Raw genomic sequence first — 21,854 nt, 5'->3', positions numbered from 1 at the left:
TTGTTTTTATACTTGTCAAGCCCCGCACAACCTGCGGGGCTTGGTGTTGCACGCCTATTTCAGTATCTCGTCCAGCGTAACCGTAGAAACAGCATGGTAGTTCGGCTTTGACCTGGCGTAGATAGCCAGCGCTCTTTCTTTACCCGCTGGTGTGGCGCTGAGCGCTTTGTAGATAGGGACCAGAAATTTGCGTCGCCCCACGTTGGCCAGGAATGTTTCCAGGGCCTCGTCTGCGGCGGTATAGCTGTTGCGGATGGCAAGCAGGAGCCAGGCTGCCAGCACTTCCGAGTTACCTGACGTGGTGAAGTGAAAGGTATGGTCCAGATCAGTCATCTGCGCTGCCGTCATTTGTTCCGGCAGCATCCGGATAAAGTGCAGCCATTCGTGGCTCGACCAGTTTTCGGTATTTAGTTGTGCCGCAGGTTGGCCATTTTTCCAGCCCCTGTACGTTTCCTCCACTTTGGCAAAGCGACGAGATGTCGGCTTCACAAAGCTTTCTGGCAGGCCCGGCGCAAAGATCCATGCCGCCGGGTTAATCTGCTGCGCCAGCTCCTTGTTTCCTTTTATCAGCTCCTGGTGCAAAAAGTTCAGGAACAGATCGGTGCTGGTGCTCTGGAAGGCGAACGCATTAAAATATTTATTCACAAACTCATCAAACTGATCCCGGCCTGCCACGTGCTCGATATGGCGGAGAAAGAGATTTCCTTTTTCATAGGCAATGTCGTTCAGGCCCTCATCCGGATCACGTCCCTGCAGATCCAGTTTCAGGCAGGTGTCTTTGCTGCCGGCTCCTAAGTCCTGCATCGTTTTCTGCAGATCCTGGTAGCCCAGTACCTCCAGCATGTCGGCATAATCCTTTCCGTAGAGCTCCTCCATAATGCGGCGCTCAAAGTATACCGTAAAGCCTTCGTTTAGCCAGAAATCATTCCAGGTAGCATTGGTGACCAGGTTGCCGCTCCAGCTGTGTGCCAATTCATGGGCAACCAGGCTGGTCAGGGAGCGGTCTTTTGCCAGCACGGTAGGAGTAACAAAGGTCAGCCGCGGGTTTTCCATGCCGCCAAACGGAAAGGAGGGCGGCAGCACCAGCAAGTCATAACGCTCCCACCTATACCTGCCGTAGAGCTTTTCGGCGGCAATCAGCATCTTGCCCATCTCGGCAAACTCATAGGCTGCGGCATCAATGGTAGCGGGCTCCGCGTAAATGCCTGTCTGCGGCCCGAGTGGCCGGAACACCAGATCGCCCACAGCCAGGGCCATCAGGTAAGACGGAATGGGCTGCTGCATCCTGAAAATATATACCCCTTCGCCGTTTTTTTCCTGCGGATTTTCGGCGCTCATCACAGCCAGTAGTGTTGCCGGCACTTTTACGCGGGCGCTGTACGTAATGCGGATGCCGGGGCTATCCTGTATCGGAATCCAGGTGCGGGCAAGTATGGCCTGCGACTGCGTAAACAGAAAGGGGTGCTGCTTGCCGGCTGTCTGCTGCGGGTTAAGCCATTGCACAGCGGCGGCTCCCGGCTGTGTGGTATACTTTATCGTTACGATGCTGGTGTGTGGTTTTATACTTATAGTCAGCGGCCTGCCCAGGTATTTGTCTTCTTCTCCAAGCCCAAACGTAGTTGCTGCCCTGTTTTCGCCGAGGTATACCTGTTCGATGTTTAGGTTGCGGGTATCAAAAATAATTTTATCGGTACTGGCAAGGTTTTCGATCTGGTAAGTAGCCAGCCCGCTGATGGTATGGCTATGAAAATCTACGGCAATGTCGAGATCCAGGTGCCGGGCAACAGCTTCTGCGGGCCGGGCATAACTGTGAACATCGGCCGGTGCCGTTGAGTTTGTATTTTGTATGATGGTCATAGTTTGGTTGTGTTTGGCTGACAGGCATGTATAAGCGGGTTGCCTGTCTGTACCTAACAAGCAACGAAGGTAAGATAACATAGGTTATCGGTTGCCCGGGGAGGGCTTCCGGCGTATACCCGGAAAAACTTCCTGCAGCAGCGGGTTAACCGCTTATGTGCCTGCTGGCAATGCTTATACTTCCGGTATACGGGCTGCCGATGCATGATTTACCGGTCATATCACTTTTATGAGCGGCTATAACATTTTACCTGAAGTAGGAGTACATACAGCTAAAATGCCCGGTACGATGATCTCCGCTGTTAGATTATTGTATATTTCTAATATTTAACATTTCGTATTATTGCTGTAACACTTAAGTTTAAACAGGCAGCAGTTTTCCCTTATTAACCTGATAAAAATGATTTCTGATATTTTTAAATTTCCCATACTATCTTTTGCAGCCCTGGTAAGCCTGGCAATAGTAACAGGCTGCAACCAATCGACAAGCGAAGGCCAGACTGCCGGAGACACCATAAAGGGGCTGCTCGGCAAAGAGGAGCTGCCGCAGGCTAAGACAGACAGCCTTTTTGTATTAAACTATATCAAACAGGAGCCAGCCTTTAAGAAATATGAAGACCTGATGTTTCTTTTCTACGGCGATCGGGATTACAAACTGGCCTGGTTCCGCGACAACGAACTGGTGCCCGAGACGCAAAACTTCCTGGAGGCAGTGGAGCATGCTTCCAAAGAAGGCCTAGATCCGAAACAGTATAAAATTATAGATTTCGATAAGCTGATACAGGCGTACAAGGAAAAAGATCCGCAGGACTCGAGCAGGCTGGCCCTGCAGCAGCAGATCGATGTGGGGCTTACCGCATCATACTTTAACTTTGCTTCTGACTTTTACAGGGGCCGCGTAAATCCCGAAGATGCTGCCTCCGTAAGCTGGGATGTAAAAAAGAACAAAATAAAGCTCAACAAGGCGCTGCAGACCATTCTGAAGGAGCGGGAAAGCACCTATCCTTACTATGAGTTTGAGGCGCTGCATGCCGGATACATGCGCCTGCGCGACAAGCTACAGGAATTCCGGCAATTGGAGGCAAAAGGGGGCTGGCCTAAAATTGATTTAGGCAACCTCAAGTCGCTACAGAAAGGCGATACCGCTGCCGCCGTGCTGGCGCTGCGCAAGCGCCTGAACCCGGCGCAGCAACTGGACCCTAATAACAAAAGCCTGCGCGTGTACGACGATAAACTGGTGCAGCAGGTAAAACATTTTCAGATGCTGAACGGACTGGAGCAGGACGGCATTGTGGGCGGCAATACCCTGAAAACGCTGAACGTGCCCCTGGCAGATCGCATCCGCCAGATAACCATCAACATGGAGCGCTGGCGCTGGATACCCAAACGCATGGTGCCGAAAGATCTCGACCAGAAGTATATATGGGTAAATATCCCAGAGTACAAGCTGTATATCTATGAAGATCCGAACAATGATCCGGAGGCTGAAAGGGAATACAAAGAGGTGATGGAGATGCGCGTAGTTGTAGGCAAAGTCCTGCACGAAACCCCTATTTTCAGTGATAAGATGGAGTACGTCGTGATGGCACCTTACTGGAACCTGCCCAACAGCATTGTGGTGAATGAAGTGAAACCGCACATGCTGTCAAACCCCGGATGGCTGGCCCGGCAGAATATGGAAATCGTAACCAAAGAAAAAGACCCGAAGCCGGTGTCGCCTTCGTCGATAGACTGGGCCAATGTTACGGAAAAGAACTTTAAGTATATGGTGCGCCAGAAACCGGGCCCGAAAAATGCCCTTGGATCTATCAAATTCCTGTTCCCGAACCAATATGCAGTATACCTGCACGATACACCTGCTGATGCCCTGTTCAGCCAGACACAGCGGGATTTCAGCCATGGTTGTGTGCGCCTGGAGAAGCCTGTCGAGCTGGCCAAGTATATACTCCAGGACATGCCCGAATGGGATGAGGGGCGTATACGGGAAACGATGAATGGCAATGAGGAAACCTGGGTTACGCTGCCTAAAAAGGTACAGGTATATATTGTATACTTTACGGCCTGGGTAGACGAAAATGGAGACACCCACTTCAGGCCCGATTTATATGGACAGGACAAAGAGCTGGAAAAGGCATATTTTGGTTAAGAGAAAGGCAGCAGTGTATCTGATAAAACAAAAGAGAACGAGCCTCAGGCGGCTGTATGTGTTGCCTGTAGCCGCCGCTATGGCAGTGCTGGCAGGTTGCAATACCGGTCCCGCCACCGATGCGGAAAACGGGACGCTGGCAGAAACGGATACAGTTACTGCTATACATGCTGATACAACTGCTGCTAAAGCCGATACTACAGCGGCAGGCGCTTCAGGCAGTATGGCTGATGCTGATTCAGCAGCCAGGCAACCTGTGAAAGAACTGACACTGCACGCCATAGGAAATAGCCCTGAAGAAATGCATTTTGATCTGGATACCCTGAAGGCAGAAGCAGGGGCTTTGATAAAACTGCAACTGACCAATGAAGCGCAGGATATGCCCATGGTACACAACCTTGTTATCACGGCGCCTGGCAAGTACAGGGAAGTGGCGCTGGCAGGAGAAGAGGCCGGTGCTTCGGGCAATTATGTTCCCGCGAGCCAAAACGTTATTGCGGCCTCGCCGATAGCGCTGCCAGGGCAAACCATAGAACTGGAGTTTACGGCTCCGGCCAGGCCCGGCGTCTACGATTTTGTTTGTACCTATCCCGAACACTGGCAGCGCATGCACGGAAAGTTTATTGTAGAGTAGAGCCGCCTTGTACCATTAGTTTGAAAAGGGAGAGCACCTGCACAGGTGCTCTCCCTTTTTTGTGCCAGGCTAAATACCTCACCTGAATATAGCAGGTGTCAAAGTTAGAGTGCCATTCCATACTTGCTGCTATTAGAACCAGAGATACTTCTGGTCCATGAACCCATCTCCTGTAACACATCAACAGAAGTATGCTTTCCTATAGCATCAGCGCAGCGACACACGAACGGAAGCCTTTATACACGTTGGCGGATCTGCTAAAAGAGCAGGTTGCTGAAGCTTTAGCGAAACGGCAATACAAGCCTCATCAACAGGTGATTAAGCAATTGTGGATAACTCGAATTATCCACATTACTTTTTTATTCGGCTGACATACTGTCAGATGTGAAAACCGGGCTTAATCCTCCAGCTGCATATAAATCTGTAAACAGGGCGCTGTTACCATTTGTAAACGAGCATAAATTCGGTTACATTGCTCCTAATCCAATCTGTTTACAAATGTATATACAATTGTAAACAGATTTTGTGCTCTGTGATATACGTACATATATATATTTAGCATACAATAAGTTATGTAGTAATTATAAAGTATAAGTTAAGAAGCAATAAGTGCTTTAGGGATTAGTGCCAATAAATTAATTTACTTTGTTTACATTTGTTAATTGTAATGTAACCCCAGATTTGTCTCTTGTATGATAGAAAGAATCCGCCAGTTGATGGACTATAAAAACCTGAGTGCATCCCAGTTTGCTGATGAGGTAGAGGTGCCCCGGGCGGTTCTGAGCCACATACTTAGCGGCAGGAACAAGCCAAGCCTGGATGTAATGCTGAAGATAATTCAGGCACATCCCGACATAAGCATGAACTGGCTGCTGCTGGGTGAAGGAGAGATGCTAAATACATTAGCAGCAACGGCGAAGCCATCTGCTGCTTCGCCTGAGCCCGAACGAAAGGCAGCTAAGGCGAAACCTGGCGATACGGAAGCTGCAGAACCGGTTGAGCAGAGTCAGCAGGTAAAAGCAGCACAGACGCCGGCAGCAATACAGAAAAAAGTAGTGGAGCAGGTGATTATTTTTTATACTGATAAAACATTCTCTGTTTATACTTCTGCCTCATAATTTGTTAAGCTGGCTTCTAACCTTCTGTTTATTTGTAACCTGCGTAAAACCAAATTATGGCACATCAGCATAAAAACCGGAAAACCTTTACCCGATGGGCCATGACCATTGTGGCAGTGCTGCTGGTAGCCCTGATCGGCTACATGGCGCTACGGATATGGCTGCCCGGAAACCAGGAAGCCACAGACGAAATAACGGTTACCTACAGCGCCGAAGAACAGGCGGTAATTTTGCAGCTGCCTTATACTTTAGAGGGCTTACCTATAGCCGGTAGCGTAACCCTCCGGCATCCCTCAGACAGCGGGCATGATTTAAAACTCCGGCTAAAGCCAGACTGGAATATGCGGCAGAAAGTGATGGTGGCCGGACTGGAGAAGGGACACTGGCGGGTAAGCCTGTTTTTTACGGCAGGTGAAGAAAGTTACTTTTCCGAAAAGGCCATTCTAATAGAATAGCATTAGGTGCTGTGCAGGTGCCTGTAATTTATACTTGTCTTTTCTCTTATCAGGCTATACTTAACCCTGCAGCTTTTCAGGCGCCCAAAACCTCAAACTCCTGCCGGCAGTAAGAAGGGCTGTTATTCTGTTTTAAATAGTGCCACCGCTAACGTATGAAATCCATCCTGAGCCGAATTAAGTTTGTTTACCAGTACATTATCAGCAGCATGGGGTTTTATACCACACTGGTGGCGCTTAGCTTCTTCGGACTTGCTTTTCTGATGCTGTACCTGGAGCGGCATGGTTTAAGTGAACGCCTCCTGCACTCAATGCCTTTTTTTATTATCACCAATGGCGCATCGGCGCGGCTCATACTTAGCTCAATTACCACCGGCGTTATTTCGCTTACCGTTTTCAGCTTTACCATGGTAATGCTGGTGCTCAACCAGGCGAGCGCTAATTTTACACCACGCGTTATTCCGGGCCTTATTTCTTATAAATCAAATCAGGGCGTATTAGGCCTGTACTTGGGCACGCTGATTTATACTTTGGTGGTGATGGTAAATATTCGCTCTGATGCTTACAGCGAATTATTGCCAGGCTTCTCTATTTTCCTGGCGATGTGCTTTACCATTCTCTGCCTGGCCTTTTTCGTGTATTTCATACATTCCATCTCTCAGACTATTCAGATCGAAAGTATACTTGAGAGCATTTACCAGGTTACGCACAACAGGCTCCGTAAAGACATAGAAAACGATAAAGGAACGGACATGCCGCCTCTATTCTCAGACAACCAGGACTGGCATTATCTCAGCAGCCCCAGAACGGGCTACCTGCAAAGTCTGGATAGCGATGCTGCCCTAGAAGTTTGTGCAAAGCATGATATTGTCCTGAGCTTTGAACAACCGTTGGGCAGTTTCGTTATCCGGGGAATACCATTTGCCCGCATTAACAAACTGTTGCCCGATAGCGGTGGCTTTACGGAAGAGCTGCTGGAGCATATTAATTTTTACCGTGAAGAACGCCCTGAAGTAAATTACCTGTTTGGGTTTAAGCATATTACCGAGAGTGCGGTAAAAGCGCTCAGCCCCGGCATCAACGATCCAGGCACAGCTGTTAAAGCAATTGATTACCTGACAGATCTTTTTGCCCTGCGTATGGAACTGACAGATGAAAAAGTTTTATATGACAGAAAGGGCACCGGTCGCATCCGGTTTGCGCATGAAACTTTCGAAAACGTGTATGCGCTGTGCCTGAGCCCGCTTCGCAACTATGGCAAAGGGAGTGTGATTATTCTGCTGAAGCTACTTTACATGCTGCAGTGCCTGCTCTACAAGGCTTCCCAATACCCGCAGTTCAAGCCAGTGCTTTATGAGCAGGCGGTGCTGCTGGTTTATGATGCAGGTCAGCAGATACACAACCCCGGCGACCGACGGAAAATAAACAGAATGCTGCAACAGCTCAACAAAATGAACGCCCTTGACAAGCCATTGCCGCTATTAAGCCTGCAGCAATAAAGGTGGTAGGGCAAGCAGTATATTTTTACAGTGAGGCAGGAGCCACATTTTTCCTGAAATAGCAAAAGTATGGTCCGGAGAAGCTGATTGGCCGCTCTTAAACATCCGGCGGCGCTCCTATTCCAGAGCAGGATGTATATTTCCTATATATGCCTTTCTATACCTGCGGTACTCAGTCAACAATAGAACGCGGGATGTTGGCGGGGAGCCGGGTGAGCAGTTCATAGTTGAGTTGGGTGCTGAGCTCACCAAACGAGGCTACTGTTATACTTTGTTCCCCTTGCTTGCCCAGCAGTACTACTTCATCATTTTGCTGTACATCCGGTATGTTCGTTACGTCCACCATCATAGCGTTCATGTTCACGATGCCTGCCACGCCGGCGCGTTGCCCTCTTACCAGCACCTGCCCCTGGTTGCTCAGGCTGCGACTGTAGCCCCAGGCATAGCCAACGGGTACCACCGCCAGCAGTACATCGCGCGGAGCCTGGTAAGAGGTGCCATAGCCGACATAGCTGCCTTTAGCCACGTGCTTCAGGCTCATGATGCGGCTCTTCCAGGTAATGAGGCGGCGTAGCGGATCTTTGTTAACCTGATGAGCGCTGATGTACTGGTTGTACGTTTCGGGGCTGGGCCACAGGCCATACTGCATAATGCCAACCCGCACCATGCCCATATGGGTTTGGGGATAAGATATCATGGCGGCGGAACAGGCGGTGTGGGTGATGGGTGCTTTAATACCCGTTCGGGCAAGTTCCTGTACTATTTTATTGAATTTGCTATACTGTGCCAGCACACGTTCGTGGTTCTGCAGGCTTTCGGCGCCGGCATAATGGGTGCAAATACCCTGCAGCAGCACATGCTCCCGGTGTGCCTTTAGAAAGGATATAGCTTCAGGCAGCGCAGCGGCGTCGAAGCCTGTCCGGTGCATGCCCGTTTCGAGTTCAAGATGTATTTCTGCCCGGCTGTTCAGTCGTTTTGCTGCCGCCGCTGCCAGGGCAAGGCGCTCTGGCTCAAATACAAAAAACTGAATCTTATGCTGAATGGCCCATTCTATTTCGTCTTTGTCCAGGTAGCCCATTATCATAATCGTGGCGGGGCGGGGCAGTACAGCAAGCAGGCGCTGGGCTTCGTCGGCGCTGAATACTGAAAAATGATCCACGCCGTTTGCCTGTGCCAGAGGTGCAAGCTGCTCGAGGCCGTGGCCGTAAGCATTGCCTTTTACCACAGACGACAGCCTTACGCCCGGCCCGATTTGCTGCCTGACAAAACTGATATTATGCTGAAGTGCTGATTTACTTATCTCGATGTAGGAACTGTGCAACATGGGTTTTAAGGATTCAGGATTTCTTGCGCAATGGCATAAAAAAGAGAAGCGCCACTTGCCAGCAGCTCGTCCGGAAAATCGTAGTCGGCGTGGTGTAGCTGGGGCTGCGAAATGCCGGCCCCTAAACCGAAGAGCGCGCCTTTGTACCTGTTCGTAAAATGCCCGAAATCCTCTGACCACCGGAACGGCTGTCCGGCCTCCTGCACCTGAAGGCCGGTTTTATGCGCTGCCCGCTGTATCACGCCAACAGCGTCAGAGTTGTTGATAGTAGCCGGGAATTCTTCCTCAAAGCATATGGTAAAGGCCAGCTTATATCTGTTTGCCAGACGTGTCGCTGCTTGCTGCGCCTGTTGCCTAAGCAGTTGCAGATCCCGGGGTTTATAGGCGCGGAGCGTAGCCATCACCGTCGCGAATCCAGGATTGGTCCCAAAAGCTATGTCGCCGAGCCGGGCATGTATAATGGTAAGCAGTGTAAGGTCTTTAAACTGCGCTTTGTTTGCTGCTACCCGGTTCAGGACAAGTATGATTTCTGCCATCGCCTCACCCGGATTAAGGCCATTTTCCGGTTCTGCCGCATGCGATGATTTGCCCTGCAACGCGATGACCATACCCGTGGAGGCGGCAGCGAAAACCTCCTGCCGCACCACTACCTGGTGCAACGGTACGCCCGGCAGGTTGTGCAGCGCGAAAACATAATCAGGCAGCAGATCCGTGAAAGACTTGTCCTGCAGGACAGCCCAGGCGCCTGCGCCCGTTTCTTCGGCAGGCTGGTACAGCAGAATTACCCTGCCGGTAGCGGGTTTTTGCCGGTGCAGCAGACTTGCCAGACCAGCCAGAATTGCCATGTGTCCGTCATGCCCGCATGTATGTGCAATCGTTGGATGTATTGATTTATAGGGGAGGCTTGAATTTGCCTCGGCGATTGGTAAAGCATCCAGTTCTGCCCGGAAGAGCACTGTGGGACCTTCGCTCAGGGCTATCCCGTTAAAGACGGCGGCTACACCTGTTCCGCCCAATCCGATTAGCAGCTGATCCGGATGGTATTGTTTCAGAAAAGCTGCAATCCTTTCAGCCGTTTCCTGCTCCCGGCCCGACAGGTCGGGGTGCCGGTGCAGTTCATGGCGGAATGCGGTAAGGGCATTATGGTGGGGGAGCTTTAACTGGTTCGTCATCTATACATTGCATTTTGCAGCAGCATGTGCCACGTTTCTGTACAGGATATACGTACCCCAAAGCGCATACTTTTGTTTATCAGAAGTGTAAAAGGGGAGCTTCATCCGGAAAACTCCCCTTTTACACTTCCACAGCGCCTATCTTGGAGACTGGCAGTGTTAATTCAGTTCTGCCCGGAGCTGTGCTATCACCGCATCCATAACCTCGGAGGTCAGGTGGACGTTGGCTGTAACGAGGGGCAGGTTTTCTGCTGTTTTGGCATCCTGCTCAATCTGACGTACCACATCATGTAGCTTTTCAATGCGCATCATGTCAACGCTGGCTTTAAGTTTATGAGCGGCGGCACTGACGCCGATCCAGTCTGCCTGGCGGCTTTTTTCCTGCATATCCAGGATAGTCAGCGGCACGGTGTCTACAAAGAGTTGCTTTGCCCGGTTCAGAAAGGCCTCGTTGCCCCGCGACATTTTAAGTAGCATTTCCAGGTTGTAGAGGGGGGCTTCCGGCGTTGGCGGTACTACAGTTGGAGTTGCTGTAAGTTGTTCTGGTTTCGATTTTAACAGGTGCGGCAGCACAGACGCTATCTTCTGGAACAGCTTGTCTTCTTCAAAAGGCTTGGACAGATAAGCATTCATGCCGCTGCTCAGGTATTTTTCAGCGTCGCCTTTCAGGGCATTGGCCGTGAGTGCAATGATAGGCACGCTTGCCATGGCATGATCCGGCAGTGACCGGATAATTTGGGTGGCGTCGATGCCGCTTAGCTCCGGCATTTGTATGTCCATCAGTACAACGTCATATACATCCTTCCGGGCCAGTGCTACCGCTTCCAGGCCGTTATGTGCCACCGCTACCTCAAAGCCCCAGCCTTGCATAATGGATTGCGCCAGGAAGACATTTATTTCATTGTCTTCGGCCAGCAGCACGCGTAAGGAGCCCAGGCTGCTATAGTCTGTTTTATCCTCCTGCTGGTCCAGATCGGTTTCTTCTGTAGACTTGCGGTAGGTGAGGGTAAACTTAAAAGTGCTGCCTTCACCTTCTTTGCTTTCCACCCAAATCTGTCCGCCCTGCATTTCTACCAGATTTTTACAGATGCTCAGGCCCAGGCCGGTGCCGCCATACTTGCGGGCAGTGCTGGTATAAGCCTGGGTAAAGCCTTCGAAGATGTATGACTGCTTGTCTTTGGGTATACCAATGCCTGTATCCGTTACCGAAAAGGCAATGGTCAACTGCTCGTCGTCCTCTTCCAGTACTTCGCCGCTCAGTGTTACACTGCCTTCTTCTGTAAACTTGATGGCGTTGTTGAGGAAGTTGAGCAACAGCTGGTTAAGGCGGTACGGATCACCGATAAGGACAGGTTGTTTTAGGCTTAGCGGCCTGAGCAGGTAAGCTATTTCCTTTTCTTCTGCTTTGTAGGTGAGGGTCTGGAAAGCGGCTTTTACAGTATCGTTGATGTTGAATGGGATTTCCTCCAATTCCAGTTTGCCGGCTTCTATCTTGGCAATGTCCAGAATGTCGTTGATAATTACCAGCAGGTTATCGGTGGACTGCCGGATTATTTTAAGATAATTCTTCTGGTAATCGTCCAGGGGAGTTTTAGACAAAAGCCCGGCCATACCCATAATGCCGTTCATAGGCGTGCGGATTTCGTGGCTCATGTTGGCCAGGAAGTTTTCTTTTACGCGGGCAGATTCTTCTGCCGCCTCCTTGGCTTTTACCAGTTCACGCTCCGCCAACATCCTCTCTGTAATATCCTGTGCAATGCTCACCACGTAAGAATCATTTTTGGCTTCCTCTACTTTATAGCTTTGGAAGTATAAGAAACGTTGCTCATTTTCCTTGTTGAAAATGGAGAGCACACCGTCTACTACGCTTTTGTTTGTAAACTCCTGCATATACTGCGGAAAGTTGTGGCGGTGCTTTTCCGGGACCAGGTTTTGAATATAGGAGCCCTGCAGCTCATCCTCTTCGTAGTTGAGCATCTTCTTAAAGTATGGGTTTACGGAGAGAATATGCCCTTGCAGGTCGTGGGTGCAGATGTAAGCCTGGCTGTAGGTGATGAGGTCGCGGTATTTTTTCTCGCTATACTTGAGGGCCTCGTCTGCGGCGCGGCGCTTGGTGATATCGCGTGAGGCAGATTGCAGTTTTACGATGAGGCCATCTTTCCCGCGGACAGGTTTCATGTTCGTTTCAAGCCAGATAATGCTGCCATCTTTTCTGATAGCGCGGTGCACTACTGTTGCATTTTTATTGTCGCGGATAGCACGCAGATAGCCCTCCTGGCGCACCATCTGCAGGTCATCCGGGTGAATAATGTCCGCAGGCTGCATCTGGAGCAAATCTGCTACCGGGTAGCCGTACATCTCTTCTGCCGCCTGCGACACATAGCTGTAGCTGCCATCCAGGTTATGCAGGCTAATGGTGTCTTTGGAGTTTTCGGAAAGCAGGCGGTAGAGTTCTTCGCTTTGCTGCAGGCGTTGGCTGGCCAGGCGCTGCTCAGTAATATTGGTAGAGATGCCCAGCACATGTACTCGCCCATCGCTGGTAATAAGTGGTCTTTTGATGGTGCTGAGCCACAATACCTCCCCATCAGGCTTTGTAAACCTGTCCACCACTTTCATCTCCCTGCGCTCCCGGATCACCTCCAGGTCTGTGGCAAGCAAATGCCGGGCATCTTCATCGTTTGAGGTAACATCGAGCGTATTCAGGCCGGTAACCTCCTCCGGAGGCACGTTAAATAGATTTGCTATTTCCTGGTTGGCCAGTATAAAGTTGCCTTTTTCGTCCTTCACATAAATCATGCTGGGACTGGTGTCGATTACGAGGCGTATAAATTCATTTTTCTCGCGTACCTCCTGTGCTGCCTTGTGCTCTTCGGTGGTATCACGGACGATGATCATTACATAGTCCTGGCTATACTTTATCAGGCGCGCTTCGTAGTAGCGTATGCCGCCGGGTAGTTGCAGATCGAAATGCGTTACTTCAGGGGCTCCCATATCCAGTACCTTCCGAATCAGGTGCTCCATCTGTTCTCCTAACCCGTCGGGCAGCAGCTTTAGGATGCTGCTGCCTATCACCTGATCCTGGGGTATGAGCAGGTGCTCCTGGCCCACATTTTTTGTGTCCAGGCAAATACCTTCACTATTAAAAATAAAGATGAGATCCGGAATAGCAGCAAGTATGGCCCTGTTCTTAGCCTCACTCAGCTCAATTGCCTCCTGCGCCCTGCGCAAATCCGTGATATTAAGGCCATAGCCAATGATTAACTCTACTTCGCCGTCTTTATTTATGCTGGGGCTTAAGTTCCGGATATGATAGGAAAAATTCCCTTTTTTATCAGGCAGCCGTTCTTCAAACGCTACTTGCTTTTTCTCCACCAGGGCGCGGGTCAGGTAGCTGCCTCTCTTCTCCAGGCGCTCCAGCGGCACATTGCGGTAATGGCAGTACTCCTCGTTGGTTTTACCAATAATCCACTCGCGCAACTGTACGTCGGGTATGGCCGCAGGATTAACAAAGAGATAACGTAAGTTTTTGTCGTAAACGGCTATGTCGGAGGGTATCAGGTTGAGGATAGTTTCATAAAAATTTTTCTGGCGCTCCAGTTCCTGGTTTTTACGCCACAGATCTGTTACATCGTCAGCCGCACCGATTACCTGCACCACCTGACCATCGCGACCCCTTTTAAATACACTTTCGCGGCAAAGCAGGTGCCTTATGCTTTTATCTTTGTGCTGTACCTGGTATTCTGTTTCCTCTATGTCGCTGTCCTGCGCGTGCAGCATGCGGTAGGTATGGTTATAGAGGCGCTGCAGGTCTTCGTACACAACGATTGAGGTGAAAAAGTTACCTTCCATAGCGGCAATATCAGCGCTGGTATAGCCCAGCACCTGCGTAATGCGCTCGTTCAGGTAAATGCATTTATCTTCTTCTATATCATAAATATAAGTGATGCTGGGACTGGTGCGGGCAATGTTCGTGACAAAGTTCTGGCTTTCGTATAAGGCAAGTTCGGCTTTATGCCAGGCCGTAATGTCGGTCATATAAATGTTTACATACCCTTTACCTGGCAGCGGCACCAGGAAAAGCATGTAATAGTGTTGCGCAATGTATGATTTGAAGGTAGCAGGTGTATTCCCGTGACCCAGCTGGCAGACTTTACGGCGCAGCAGCCTGCTAAAGCTTGGGTGCCGGTGCTGTATCTGTGTGTGGAGCAGGTGCTGGCCTGCTGTATTGGCGTAGATTACCTGACCGGTATAGTCAACCCGGAAAATAGGATTAGGGTATTCTTCCTGGAATCCGGACTGGAGTTCCAGCAGATCTTGGTTCTGGCACTTTTCCGTTATATACCTGCCTCGCTCTTCTGCCAATTCTTCGGCAGCTATTCGCGCTTGCCGCTCCTGATCCAATTGCTGGCGCAGCTGCGTTATTTCCTGTAATAATTCCATATCCGGGCTAATTGTACGGCAATATAAGGCATTTTATAATTTAGAGTTCACTTTTAACCTTTCTCGCGGCTAAGTTTTTTAGGTTCAGCAAAACCAATAGAAATTGCTGCGTAAGCCGCACTTACAGAACATTCCCTGCCATACTGGTGGTTACCGGGGCAGCCGGACAACAAAAGGAGTATAAACTCATGCAAGTGGTATGCACCTCAACAGGATATAAAAAGCGGGACGAAAATCCTGGTACAAAAACCGTAAGACACGAATAAATCATACTCCTATTTTTTCTGCCATACTTTGTTCTTTCAGATCCTGACCTGTCCGCTGCTTTATACCTGCTGCAATCGGAAATAAACTAATTTGCGGGGTGACCTGCTTTGATAAAAGGTGCGTTTTGCCTGTACCCGGCCCTGAGTTTATTTTATGCGGAGTTCCTGGTTCTGAATCATTCTGTAGAGCGTGGATTTGCCCACGTCGAGCTTTTGCGCTACCAGCAGTACATTGTAGTCATACTTGTCAAGAAAATGCTGGATGATAGCAATAGTATAATCTTTAAGCGAACGTTCCGTTGCCAGGAAATCTTTTTCCGTGGCATTGGCAGTAAAATTTATTTCCTGCTCCTGTATTTCTTCTTCATCCGACAGTACCACGGCCAGCTCTGCCAGGGCTTTCAGCTCGCGCACATTACCAGGAAAAGGGTAGGAGAGCAGTTTTTGCTGGGCTGCTTCAGAAAGCGTTTTTTTACCCAATCCATTTTCCCGGGCAAAGTTATCTATAAACGTTTTGGCTAGTACCAGAATGTCTCCGCCGCGCTCACGGAGCGGCGGCAGGTGGATAGGCAATCCTAGCAATCGATAATATAAGTCTTCCCTGAAATTGCCTTTCTTCACTTCCTCTGGCAGGTTTTTGTGCGTAGCTACTATAATGCGCCCTTCAACCGGTATTACTGCATTGCCGCCCACACGGGTTATTTCCTTCTCCTGAAGTACGCGCAGGAGCTTGGCTTGCAAACTGATGTCCAGCTCTCCGATTTCGTCCAGAAAAATAGTACCCTTACCGGCCTCTTCAAACCTGCCCAAGCGGCGCGCTGTAGCACCGGTAAAAGCGCCTTTCTCATGGCCGAACAGTTCACTTTCAATGAGTTCGCGTGGAATAGCTGCTATATTTACGGCTACATAGGGCATATTTTTTTTTGGGCCATTGTAATGTATGGCTTTGGCCACCAGTTCTTTGCCTGTTCCTGTTTCGCCATGTATGGAAATCGTAATATTGGTTTTAGCGGCTTTGTCCATCATCTCAAAAACATGCCTGATGGGTTCGCTGTTGCCGATGATAACCTTGCTGAAATCATACTTTTGGCCTACCTCATCGCGCAGCCGGCTGATTTCTGCGCGCAGCGATACGTTTTCGCGGATCTTGTGGATGGCATTCCAAAGCCTTTGAGGGGTCTCGTCGTCTTTTACAAGGTAATCGTAGGCGCCTTTTTTAAGCAAATCCACAGCCGTTGCCACGTCGTCCTGGCCTGAAATAATTATAACCTGGGTATCCGGGTGGAGCGCCTTGGTTTTTTTGAGTACGTCCGTGCCGCTTTTGTCAGGCAGCGAATAATCCAGTGTAACTATATCCGGGCACTCGTGCATGCCGGCAAGGCAGTCGCTGGCAGTATGAAATATTTTAAGTTCGTAATCCGGGTTTAGCGACAGGTGATATGCCAGTAACTCACTGTACCACACATCATCATCCAGGATAAAGATTTTGAAGGAAGCGTTTTTCATGCAGGTTAAAACAGCACCTATTCTGTGCAATTCCAAAGTTACAATTTCCTGTGAAGCTAGAAAATTTTATTTATTCTGCCGCCTCTTATGGCTATCCGGGTATAGCAGGAAATATATAGCCGATTTCTATGTATTTCTGCGTAGTACAATTTTATAAGAAAACCCGTACATGAAAAAGCCACTGTTTTGTTATATGCTAACAAAGCAGTGGCTCCGGAAAAAGGAAATAACTCTTGTACTTACGCGCCGTTGATGGCCTGGTACTTGGCACGCATAAACATAAATATACCGTAGCATATCAGGCCCAGCGCTACGGCTCCCAGGATGTACGACCCGTAAGATGAATTTTCGAGCCACTGGAAGGCGCTGTCGCTGCCACCGGCCTGGTTGGCATTGGCCTGTAAGGCGGCTTTCAGAAACAGGTAGCCGATTACGATCCAAACAATGCCGCGGGCCACATACCCGATTTTGCCAGCACGAATCATCATCGCTTCCTTGTCATGTGCCAGGCCTGATTTCTGCACTTTCTCTTTGTACTTATCTGAAAGGCCCAGGTATATCTGATATAAACCGGCAAGCGCAGTGCCTACTGCCACAATGCCCACCAGCCACTGCCCGAACGGCTGGTGCAACAGTTCGCGTGCCATTGTTTCGCGCGAACCGCCGCCGCCACCGCCGCTACTACCTGATCCGAGGACGAGTTTAGCGGCATAGAAGGCCAGCGCACCATAAACAAGCCCGCTAAAGGCATAGCGCAGGCGCACGGCTATACCTTTTGCATCATTTCCTTTGCGTTCTGTATCCTTTATAGCTTCTATCAGTCGCCAGATGCAGTAGCAAAACAGGCCGAGCGCCACAATGGCCAGCAGCACTTTTCCGAAAGGTTGCTGAAGTATAAACTGGAATACTCCTTTTTTACCGGCATCCTGTGTAGACTTGCCGCCAAGTTCGAAAGCGGCCATAAAGGCGAGGATGCCTACCAGACAATATACCACGCCCTTGGCGATAAGGCCAATTCTGGCGAACTTTTTTACCCACTTTGGCGGTGGGGCAGGAACATGAGCAGCAATATCAGCCATATAGATATAGTTTAGTTTGAAGATTTATTTAATTAAGTACCTTCTCATACCCGTTTTTAACTTTTATAGTTATATAATTTAAAGATCCCACAGACACCTGAAGCGGTTGAAAGCTTCTTTCCTAAGTCTGCTGTGGTAATCCGGCCGGGCCATACTGATGTATGCGCCGGCGTGCTGCCATGTATAAACACCCTCCAGCCGGATTTAATACTAAAAAGAACTTCTTCGGCGGTGTGGTAATTCGGGGTTGTAGCCAGCATCGGCAAAATAGTTTTTTGTGTTTTACCTTTTTAGCCAGCGATTGTATATCCTTATATACAGGTAAGCCAAAAGGAAAAACAGCGCTGTAAAATGATTTAGAATTATATCTTTGGCGCAACATATTATTTTTGTAGCAGCTTAAGAACGTAAGTTGCGTAAAGAAAAAGGCCGCCAGATGGTGCTGCTATATACACATCTGCCGGAGGTTGCATAAGAGGTTTCCGCCTGATTTTAATTTGCTTTCTGCCCGCCGTGCCCGGCAGTATGACCGGTTTTTACTTTGCCGGAAAATCCATGTATGGTGCTCTGTACTGTTTTAACGGGCTAAGCAGGCAGGTTAAAATAACATATATCTATACTTGATACAATTGATAATAGGCATTTGATTATCAGGTATGAACATGAGGTATAGCGCCCGGAATATTGCTACGTATACTTCAAAGCTGTAAATTTATTATGACCGTCGCCCTATATTAAACAAAATGAGAAAAGATCTGTCTTTTGTTTGCCTGTACCTGCTGTTGCCATTTTTGTTGAGCGCCTGTGTGGTTGGTTCGGGTATAGTGCATACTACTGCCATAGCAGCGCCAGGCGCAAAGCCGGCTATATATACAACTTATGCCTGGTACCAGGAGCAGCCGCTAGCTCCGGCCGCTTACGACGAAGGATTTAACGCCAGTCTCGATAAAAATATCCGGAAAGCGGTGGAGGAGGAGTTGCAGCAAAGAGGGTATAAAAAGGTAGCTGCCACTGCCAATCCAGATGTGTTGCTGGCTTACGATGTAAGTGTGTCGGTGCCGGTGGAGAAAGACAAACCTGAAAATTTTGCGCCTGGCTTCGGGTATAGTTATGCTTATATGAGTGGTTACCGCTATCATTACAAAGACGCCGGCCTGCCCGGCTACCGCCCTGTGGATCTGTTTAAGGAAGGTACCCTGATCATCGACATGATAAATCCGGCAACAGGCGCATTGGTGTGGCGCGGGTGGTCGGAAGGGGCTATCTCAAACTTCAGGGCCGGCTATCGTAAAGTGCAGCAGCAGGTAGAAGAAATATTGGGTAAATTGCCGCAAAAGAAGCCGTAAACCTGACAATGCAACTTATACTTTCAGCCATACGGGACAGGTACAAACCGGAAAATAAACAGCAGGGAAAGTGTGCCTGTCAGTCGTTTTTCAGGTAATTGCTGAAGCGCATTACATCATCGGGCCTTCCTACCACGTATACCACATCCCCTTGCTTTAATACTGTCTGGGCGTTCACGTTCAGAATAGTATTACCATCCCGCTTAATGGCGACCACCGTGATACTGAACTGCTTGCGGATATCCATTTCATGTATAGGTTTATCTATGATATCCTTGTCATCGGTATAAACGCGCAGGCTGGCAACTTCAATGTCGGGCAGGTCTGCTTCAAAATCGCCCATACCGGTGTTGCGTCCCGCCAGGCTGCGCAGCATGTCGTAGTTGTCGGCGCGTATTTTGTGTGTAAAGGCCTCTATCTGGTCGCGGGGCATCAGGTATTTGGAGAGCACCCTGGTAAATATCTCGATAGACGTTTCAAACTCCTCCGGAATCACTTCGTCAGCGCCCAGCCGGTAGTTTTCCTCCATTTCCTGCACAAAACGCACACGCACAATCACGTGTACTTTATCAGAAAGCTGGCGGATGCTGGCCGTAATCCGCCGCGTGGCCTCCGGGTCTGAGATGGCCACCACCACCACCCGGGCCTGATGTATGTTTACATGATGCAGGATATTGCCGTGCACGGCGTCACCATAAAGTATAGGTTCGCCCTGCTGGCGTTCATGCTTCACTGTTACAGCATTAAGCTCTACTATAACATAAGGGATATGGGCAAACCTGGCTGCCCTGGCCACATTGCGGCCGTTTATGCCAAAACCTATAATCACGACATGATCGCTCAGGTTGGGGAGGTCGGATGCTGCGTCGGTAGGGGCGAAGGGCACTTCCTCCTGGTTGGCGCTGAGGAGCGAACTTACACCCAGGGCCAGTTTTTGGGAGTACCCGATGATAAAAGGTGTGATGGCCATACTCAGCAGCGACACGCACAGGAAATATTGGTAGGTCTGCTCTGTAAGCAGCCCGTAAGTGGTACCAGTTTTGGAAAGTATAAAGGCAAATTCACCCACCTGGAAAATAGAGAGGCCAACCAGCAGCGAAATGCGGAGCGGATACTGCAGCAGGCGGGTGGCGATGGTGGCTACCAGGGTTTTGATAAGCAAAACAATCAGCGTGAGGCCCAGGATAACGGGAAGGTGCCGGATCATAAAATGAAAGTCGAGCAGCATGCCGATAGAAACGAAGAAGAAGCTGGTAAAAATCTCGCGAAAGGGAAGTATGTTGCTGGTAGCCTGGTGACTGTACTCCGACTCCGAAATAATGAGGCCGGCCATAAAAGCGCCCAAAGCCAGCGATAGGCCTAAACTGGAGGTGAGCCAGGCTACAGCAAAGCAAATCACCACCACCGAAAGTATAAAAAGCTCTTTGCTCTTGGTGCGCGCCACCAGGTACAGCAGGCGCGGCACCAGGTAGCGGGCACTTACCAGCATAAATATAATAATGAATGCTCCTTTTAAGGCCATCAGCAGCAACTCCAGGGCAATATTCTGCGATCCGCCTGCCATCAGCGGCGCCAGCAGCATCATCGGCACCACTACAATGTCCTGGAAAATGAGGATGCCCAGTACCACACGCCCCTGCGGGCTGTTTATTTCTCCTTTGTCCTGGAGCAGCTTTAATACGATGGCTGTGCTGCTCAGCGCAATCAGGAAGCCCATGAAAAATGCCTCGCCCATACTATAGTTAAACAGCAGCATTACCAAAGCTATGAGACCAATAGTAGCCAGCACCTGGGTGGTGCCGCCCAGCAACACTGTGCGCTTAATAAGGGCCAGGTTACGGAGCGAAAACTCCATACCAATGATGAAAAGAAGCAGAATAACACCGATTTCAGCCAGTATTTCAATGTCGTGGGTAGCCGTTATCAGGCTCAGCCCATGCGGCCCCGCGATAACGCCTGTAGCCAGAAAGCCAAGTATGGTAGGCAGCTTAAACCGCTGAAACAGCAGAATCACTACCACCGACAGGCCTAGTATAATGACGATGTCAGAGAGTAAGGGTATTTCCATAGGTTTAATTTTGTAAGTGCTGAATTCGTATGCCGCAGTGCTACCGGCCACAGGCATATGCTTTTGTTCGCCGAGTATGGTAACTGTAAAACTAAGCTGCCATGACCCAAGTATGGCGCGGCAATGTTGTATGCATTACGGATTACGCTTCAGAATAATCATTGGTGAATAAAAGCAAATATCAATTTCCCTGTTGAGTCCTGTCTGAGAAGCAGCGTTTATACTTCAGCATAAAGGTTATACTTTGTTGATGTTCTTTAAAACAACAGCTTACCAATAGCAATCACCAGGCAACCATCAGCTTTGTCTGTCAGGCATTTAACGTAACCCTTGCCACTCCGCATCAAACTGGTCCAGAAAAGTTTCCATGTATTGATGGCGCTGCACGGCCAGCTGCTTTGCCATGTCAGTATACATCCGGTCTTTCAGCAACAGGAGCTTTTCATAGAAGTGATTGATGGTGGGAGCGGCGCTGGCTTTATAAGCAGCAAAGCTCTCGTGCAGCTCCGGCGGAATTTGCGGATTGTACAGTTCGCGTCCTTTATGGCCGCCGTAAGCGAAGGCCCTTGCAATGCCAATCGCTCCAATGGCATCCAGCCGATCGGCATCCTGCACCACACAGCCTTCTCTACTGCTCATGGCAGAGGATGTGCCCGCTCCTTTAAAGGATAGTTCCTTTATAATCAGGCATACATGCTGTGTAATCTCAGGTGATACCTGATGCTGTTCCAGCCATTCCTGCGCCATACGCGGCCCGACCATTTCGTCCCCGCCATGGAACTTATGGTCGCCGATATCGTGGAGCAGGGCTGCCAGCTCTACTACAAAAAGGTCTGCTTCTTCATGAGCTGCAATAGCTCTGGCATTGTTCCGGACACGGTTAATATGCCACCAGTCGTGCCCGGACCCTTCGCCCGATAAAAGTTCTTTTACGTAATCTGCCG

14 protein-coding genes are annotated in these 21,854 nt (G+C 49.6%); 6 read left to right on the top strand and 8 right to left on the bottom strand.

Annotated elements, in window-relative coordinates:
- Positions 1 to 54: 54 nt before the first annotated feature.
- Positions 55 to 1,857 carry a M1 family metallopeptidase gene (locus tag I2I11_RS19815; RefSeq protein ID WP_196269497.1) on the bottom strand — a complete coding sequence of 601 codons (1,803 nt, stop codon included), beginning with the start codon at positions 1,855 to 1,857 and terminating at the stop codon, positions 55 to 57.
- Between the two features lie 400 nt (positions 1,858 to 2,257).
- Between I2I11_RS19815 and I2I11_RS19810 the strand changes: the two genes are divergently transcribed.
- The 5 genes from I2I11_RS19810 (at position 2,258) to I2I11_RS19790 (ending at position 7,709) form a co-directional block, all read left to right on the top strand.
- Entirely contained in the window at positions 2,258 to 4,003 is a 1,746-nt protein-coding gene (locus I2I11_RS19810) for a L,D-transpeptidase family protein (RefSeq protein WP_196269496.1), read from the top strand.
- Between the two features lie 13 nt (positions 4,004 to 4,016).
- Entirely contained in the window at positions 4,017 to 4,637 is a 621-nt protein-coding gene (locus tag I2I11_RS19805) for a plastocyanin/azurin family copper-binding protein (protein WP_196269495.1), read from the top strand.
- Between the two features lie 692 nt (positions 4,638 to 5,329).
- Complete coding sequence (locus I2I11_RS19800) at positions 5,330 to 5,755, top strand: helix-turn-helix domain-containing protein (RefSeq protein ID WP_196269494.1); 426 nt, start codon at positions 5,330 to 5,332, stop codon at positions 5,753 to 5,755.
- 56 nt (positions 5,756 to 5,811) lie between these two features.
- Entirely contained in the window at positions 5,812 to 6,210 is a 399-nt protein-coding gene (locus I2I11_RS19795) for a FixH family protein (protein ID WP_196269493.1), read from the top strand.
- A 155-nt stretch (positions 6,211 to 6,365) separates the two neighbouring features.
- Positions 6,366 to 7,709: a DUF2254 domain-containing protein gene (locus I2I11_RS19790; protein WP_196269492.1), complete on the top strand. Its 1,344-nt coding sequence runs from the start codon at positions 6,366 to 6,368 to the stop codon at positions 7,707 to 7,709.
- Positions 7,710 to 7,881: 172 nt separating this feature from the next.
- On the opposite strand, the gene alr is transcribed toward I2I11_RS19790, so the two are convergent.
- From alr to I2I11_RS19765, 5 genes are all read right to left on the bottom strand, one after another.
- Complete coding sequence (gene alr, locus I2I11_RS19785; protein WP_196269491.1) at positions 7,882 to 9,033, bottom strand: alanine racemase; 1,152 nt, start codon at positions 9,031 to 9,033, stop codon at positions 7,882 to 7,884.
- A 5-nt stretch (positions 9,034 to 9,038) separates the two neighbouring features.
- Positions 9,039 to 10,205: an amidohydrolase gene (locus I2I11_RS19780; protein ID WP_196269490.1), complete on the bottom strand. Its 1,167-nt coding sequence runs from the start codon at positions 10,203 to 10,205 to the stop codon at positions 9,039 to 9,041.
- A gap of 159 nt (positions 10,206 to 10,364) precedes the next feature.
- Entirely contained in the window at positions 10,365 to 14,645 is a 4,281-nt protein-coding gene (locus I2I11_RS19775; protein ID WP_196269489.1) for a PAS domain S-box protein, read from the bottom strand.
- Positions 14,646 to 15,058: 413 nt separating this feature from the next.
- A complete protein-coding gene (locus tag I2I11_RS19770) occupies positions 15,059 to 16,417 on the bottom strand; it encodes a sigma-54-dependent transcriptional regulator (RefSeq protein WP_196269488.1) in 1,359 nt (452 codons plus the stop codon).
- Positions 16,418 to 16,656: 239 nt separating this feature from the next.
- Complete coding sequence (locus I2I11_RS19765; RefSeq protein WP_196269487.1) at positions 16,657 to 17,496, bottom strand: DUF1206 domain-containing protein; 840 nt, start codon at positions 17,494 to 17,496, stop codon at positions 16,657 to 16,659.
- Between the two features lie 743 nt (positions 17,497 to 18,239).
- Between I2I11_RS19765 and I2I11_RS19760 the strand changes: the two genes are divergently transcribed.
- Complete coding sequence (locus tag I2I11_RS19760; RefSeq protein WP_196269486.1) at positions 18,240 to 18,842, top strand: DUF4136 domain-containing protein; 603 nt, start codon at positions 18,240 to 18,242, stop codon at positions 18,840 to 18,842.
- 79 nt (positions 18,843 to 18,921) lie between these two features.
- On the opposite strand, the gene I2I11_RS19755 is transcribed toward I2I11_RS19760, so the two are convergent.
- Together I2I11_RS19755 and I2I11_RS19750 are read right to left on the bottom strand one after the other, a co-directional pair.
- The gene (locus tag I2I11_RS19755; protein ID WP_196269485.1) at positions 18,922 to 20,910 is read right to left on the bottom strand and encodes a monovalent cation:proton antiporter family protein; all 1,989 of its coding nucleotides are present in this window, start codon (positions 20,908 to 20,910) and stop codon (positions 18,922 to 18,924) included.
- A 318-nt stretch (positions 20,911 to 21,228) separates the two neighbouring features.
- A partial coding sequence (locus I2I11_RS19750; RefSeq protein WP_230680472.1) for an HD domain-containing protein occupies positions 21,229 to 21,854 on the bottom strand: 626 nt, incomplete at its 5' end.

Origin of the sequence: Pontibacter rufus (genome assembly GCF_015694705.1) — a bacterium.
Taxonomy (GTDB): Bacteria; Bacteroidota; Bacteroidia; order Cytophagales; family Hymenobacteraceae; genus Pontibacter; species Pontibacter rufus.
The sequence above is the reverse complement of the archived record's forward strand: the minus strand, read 5'-3'. Positions and strand labels throughout refer to the sequence as shown.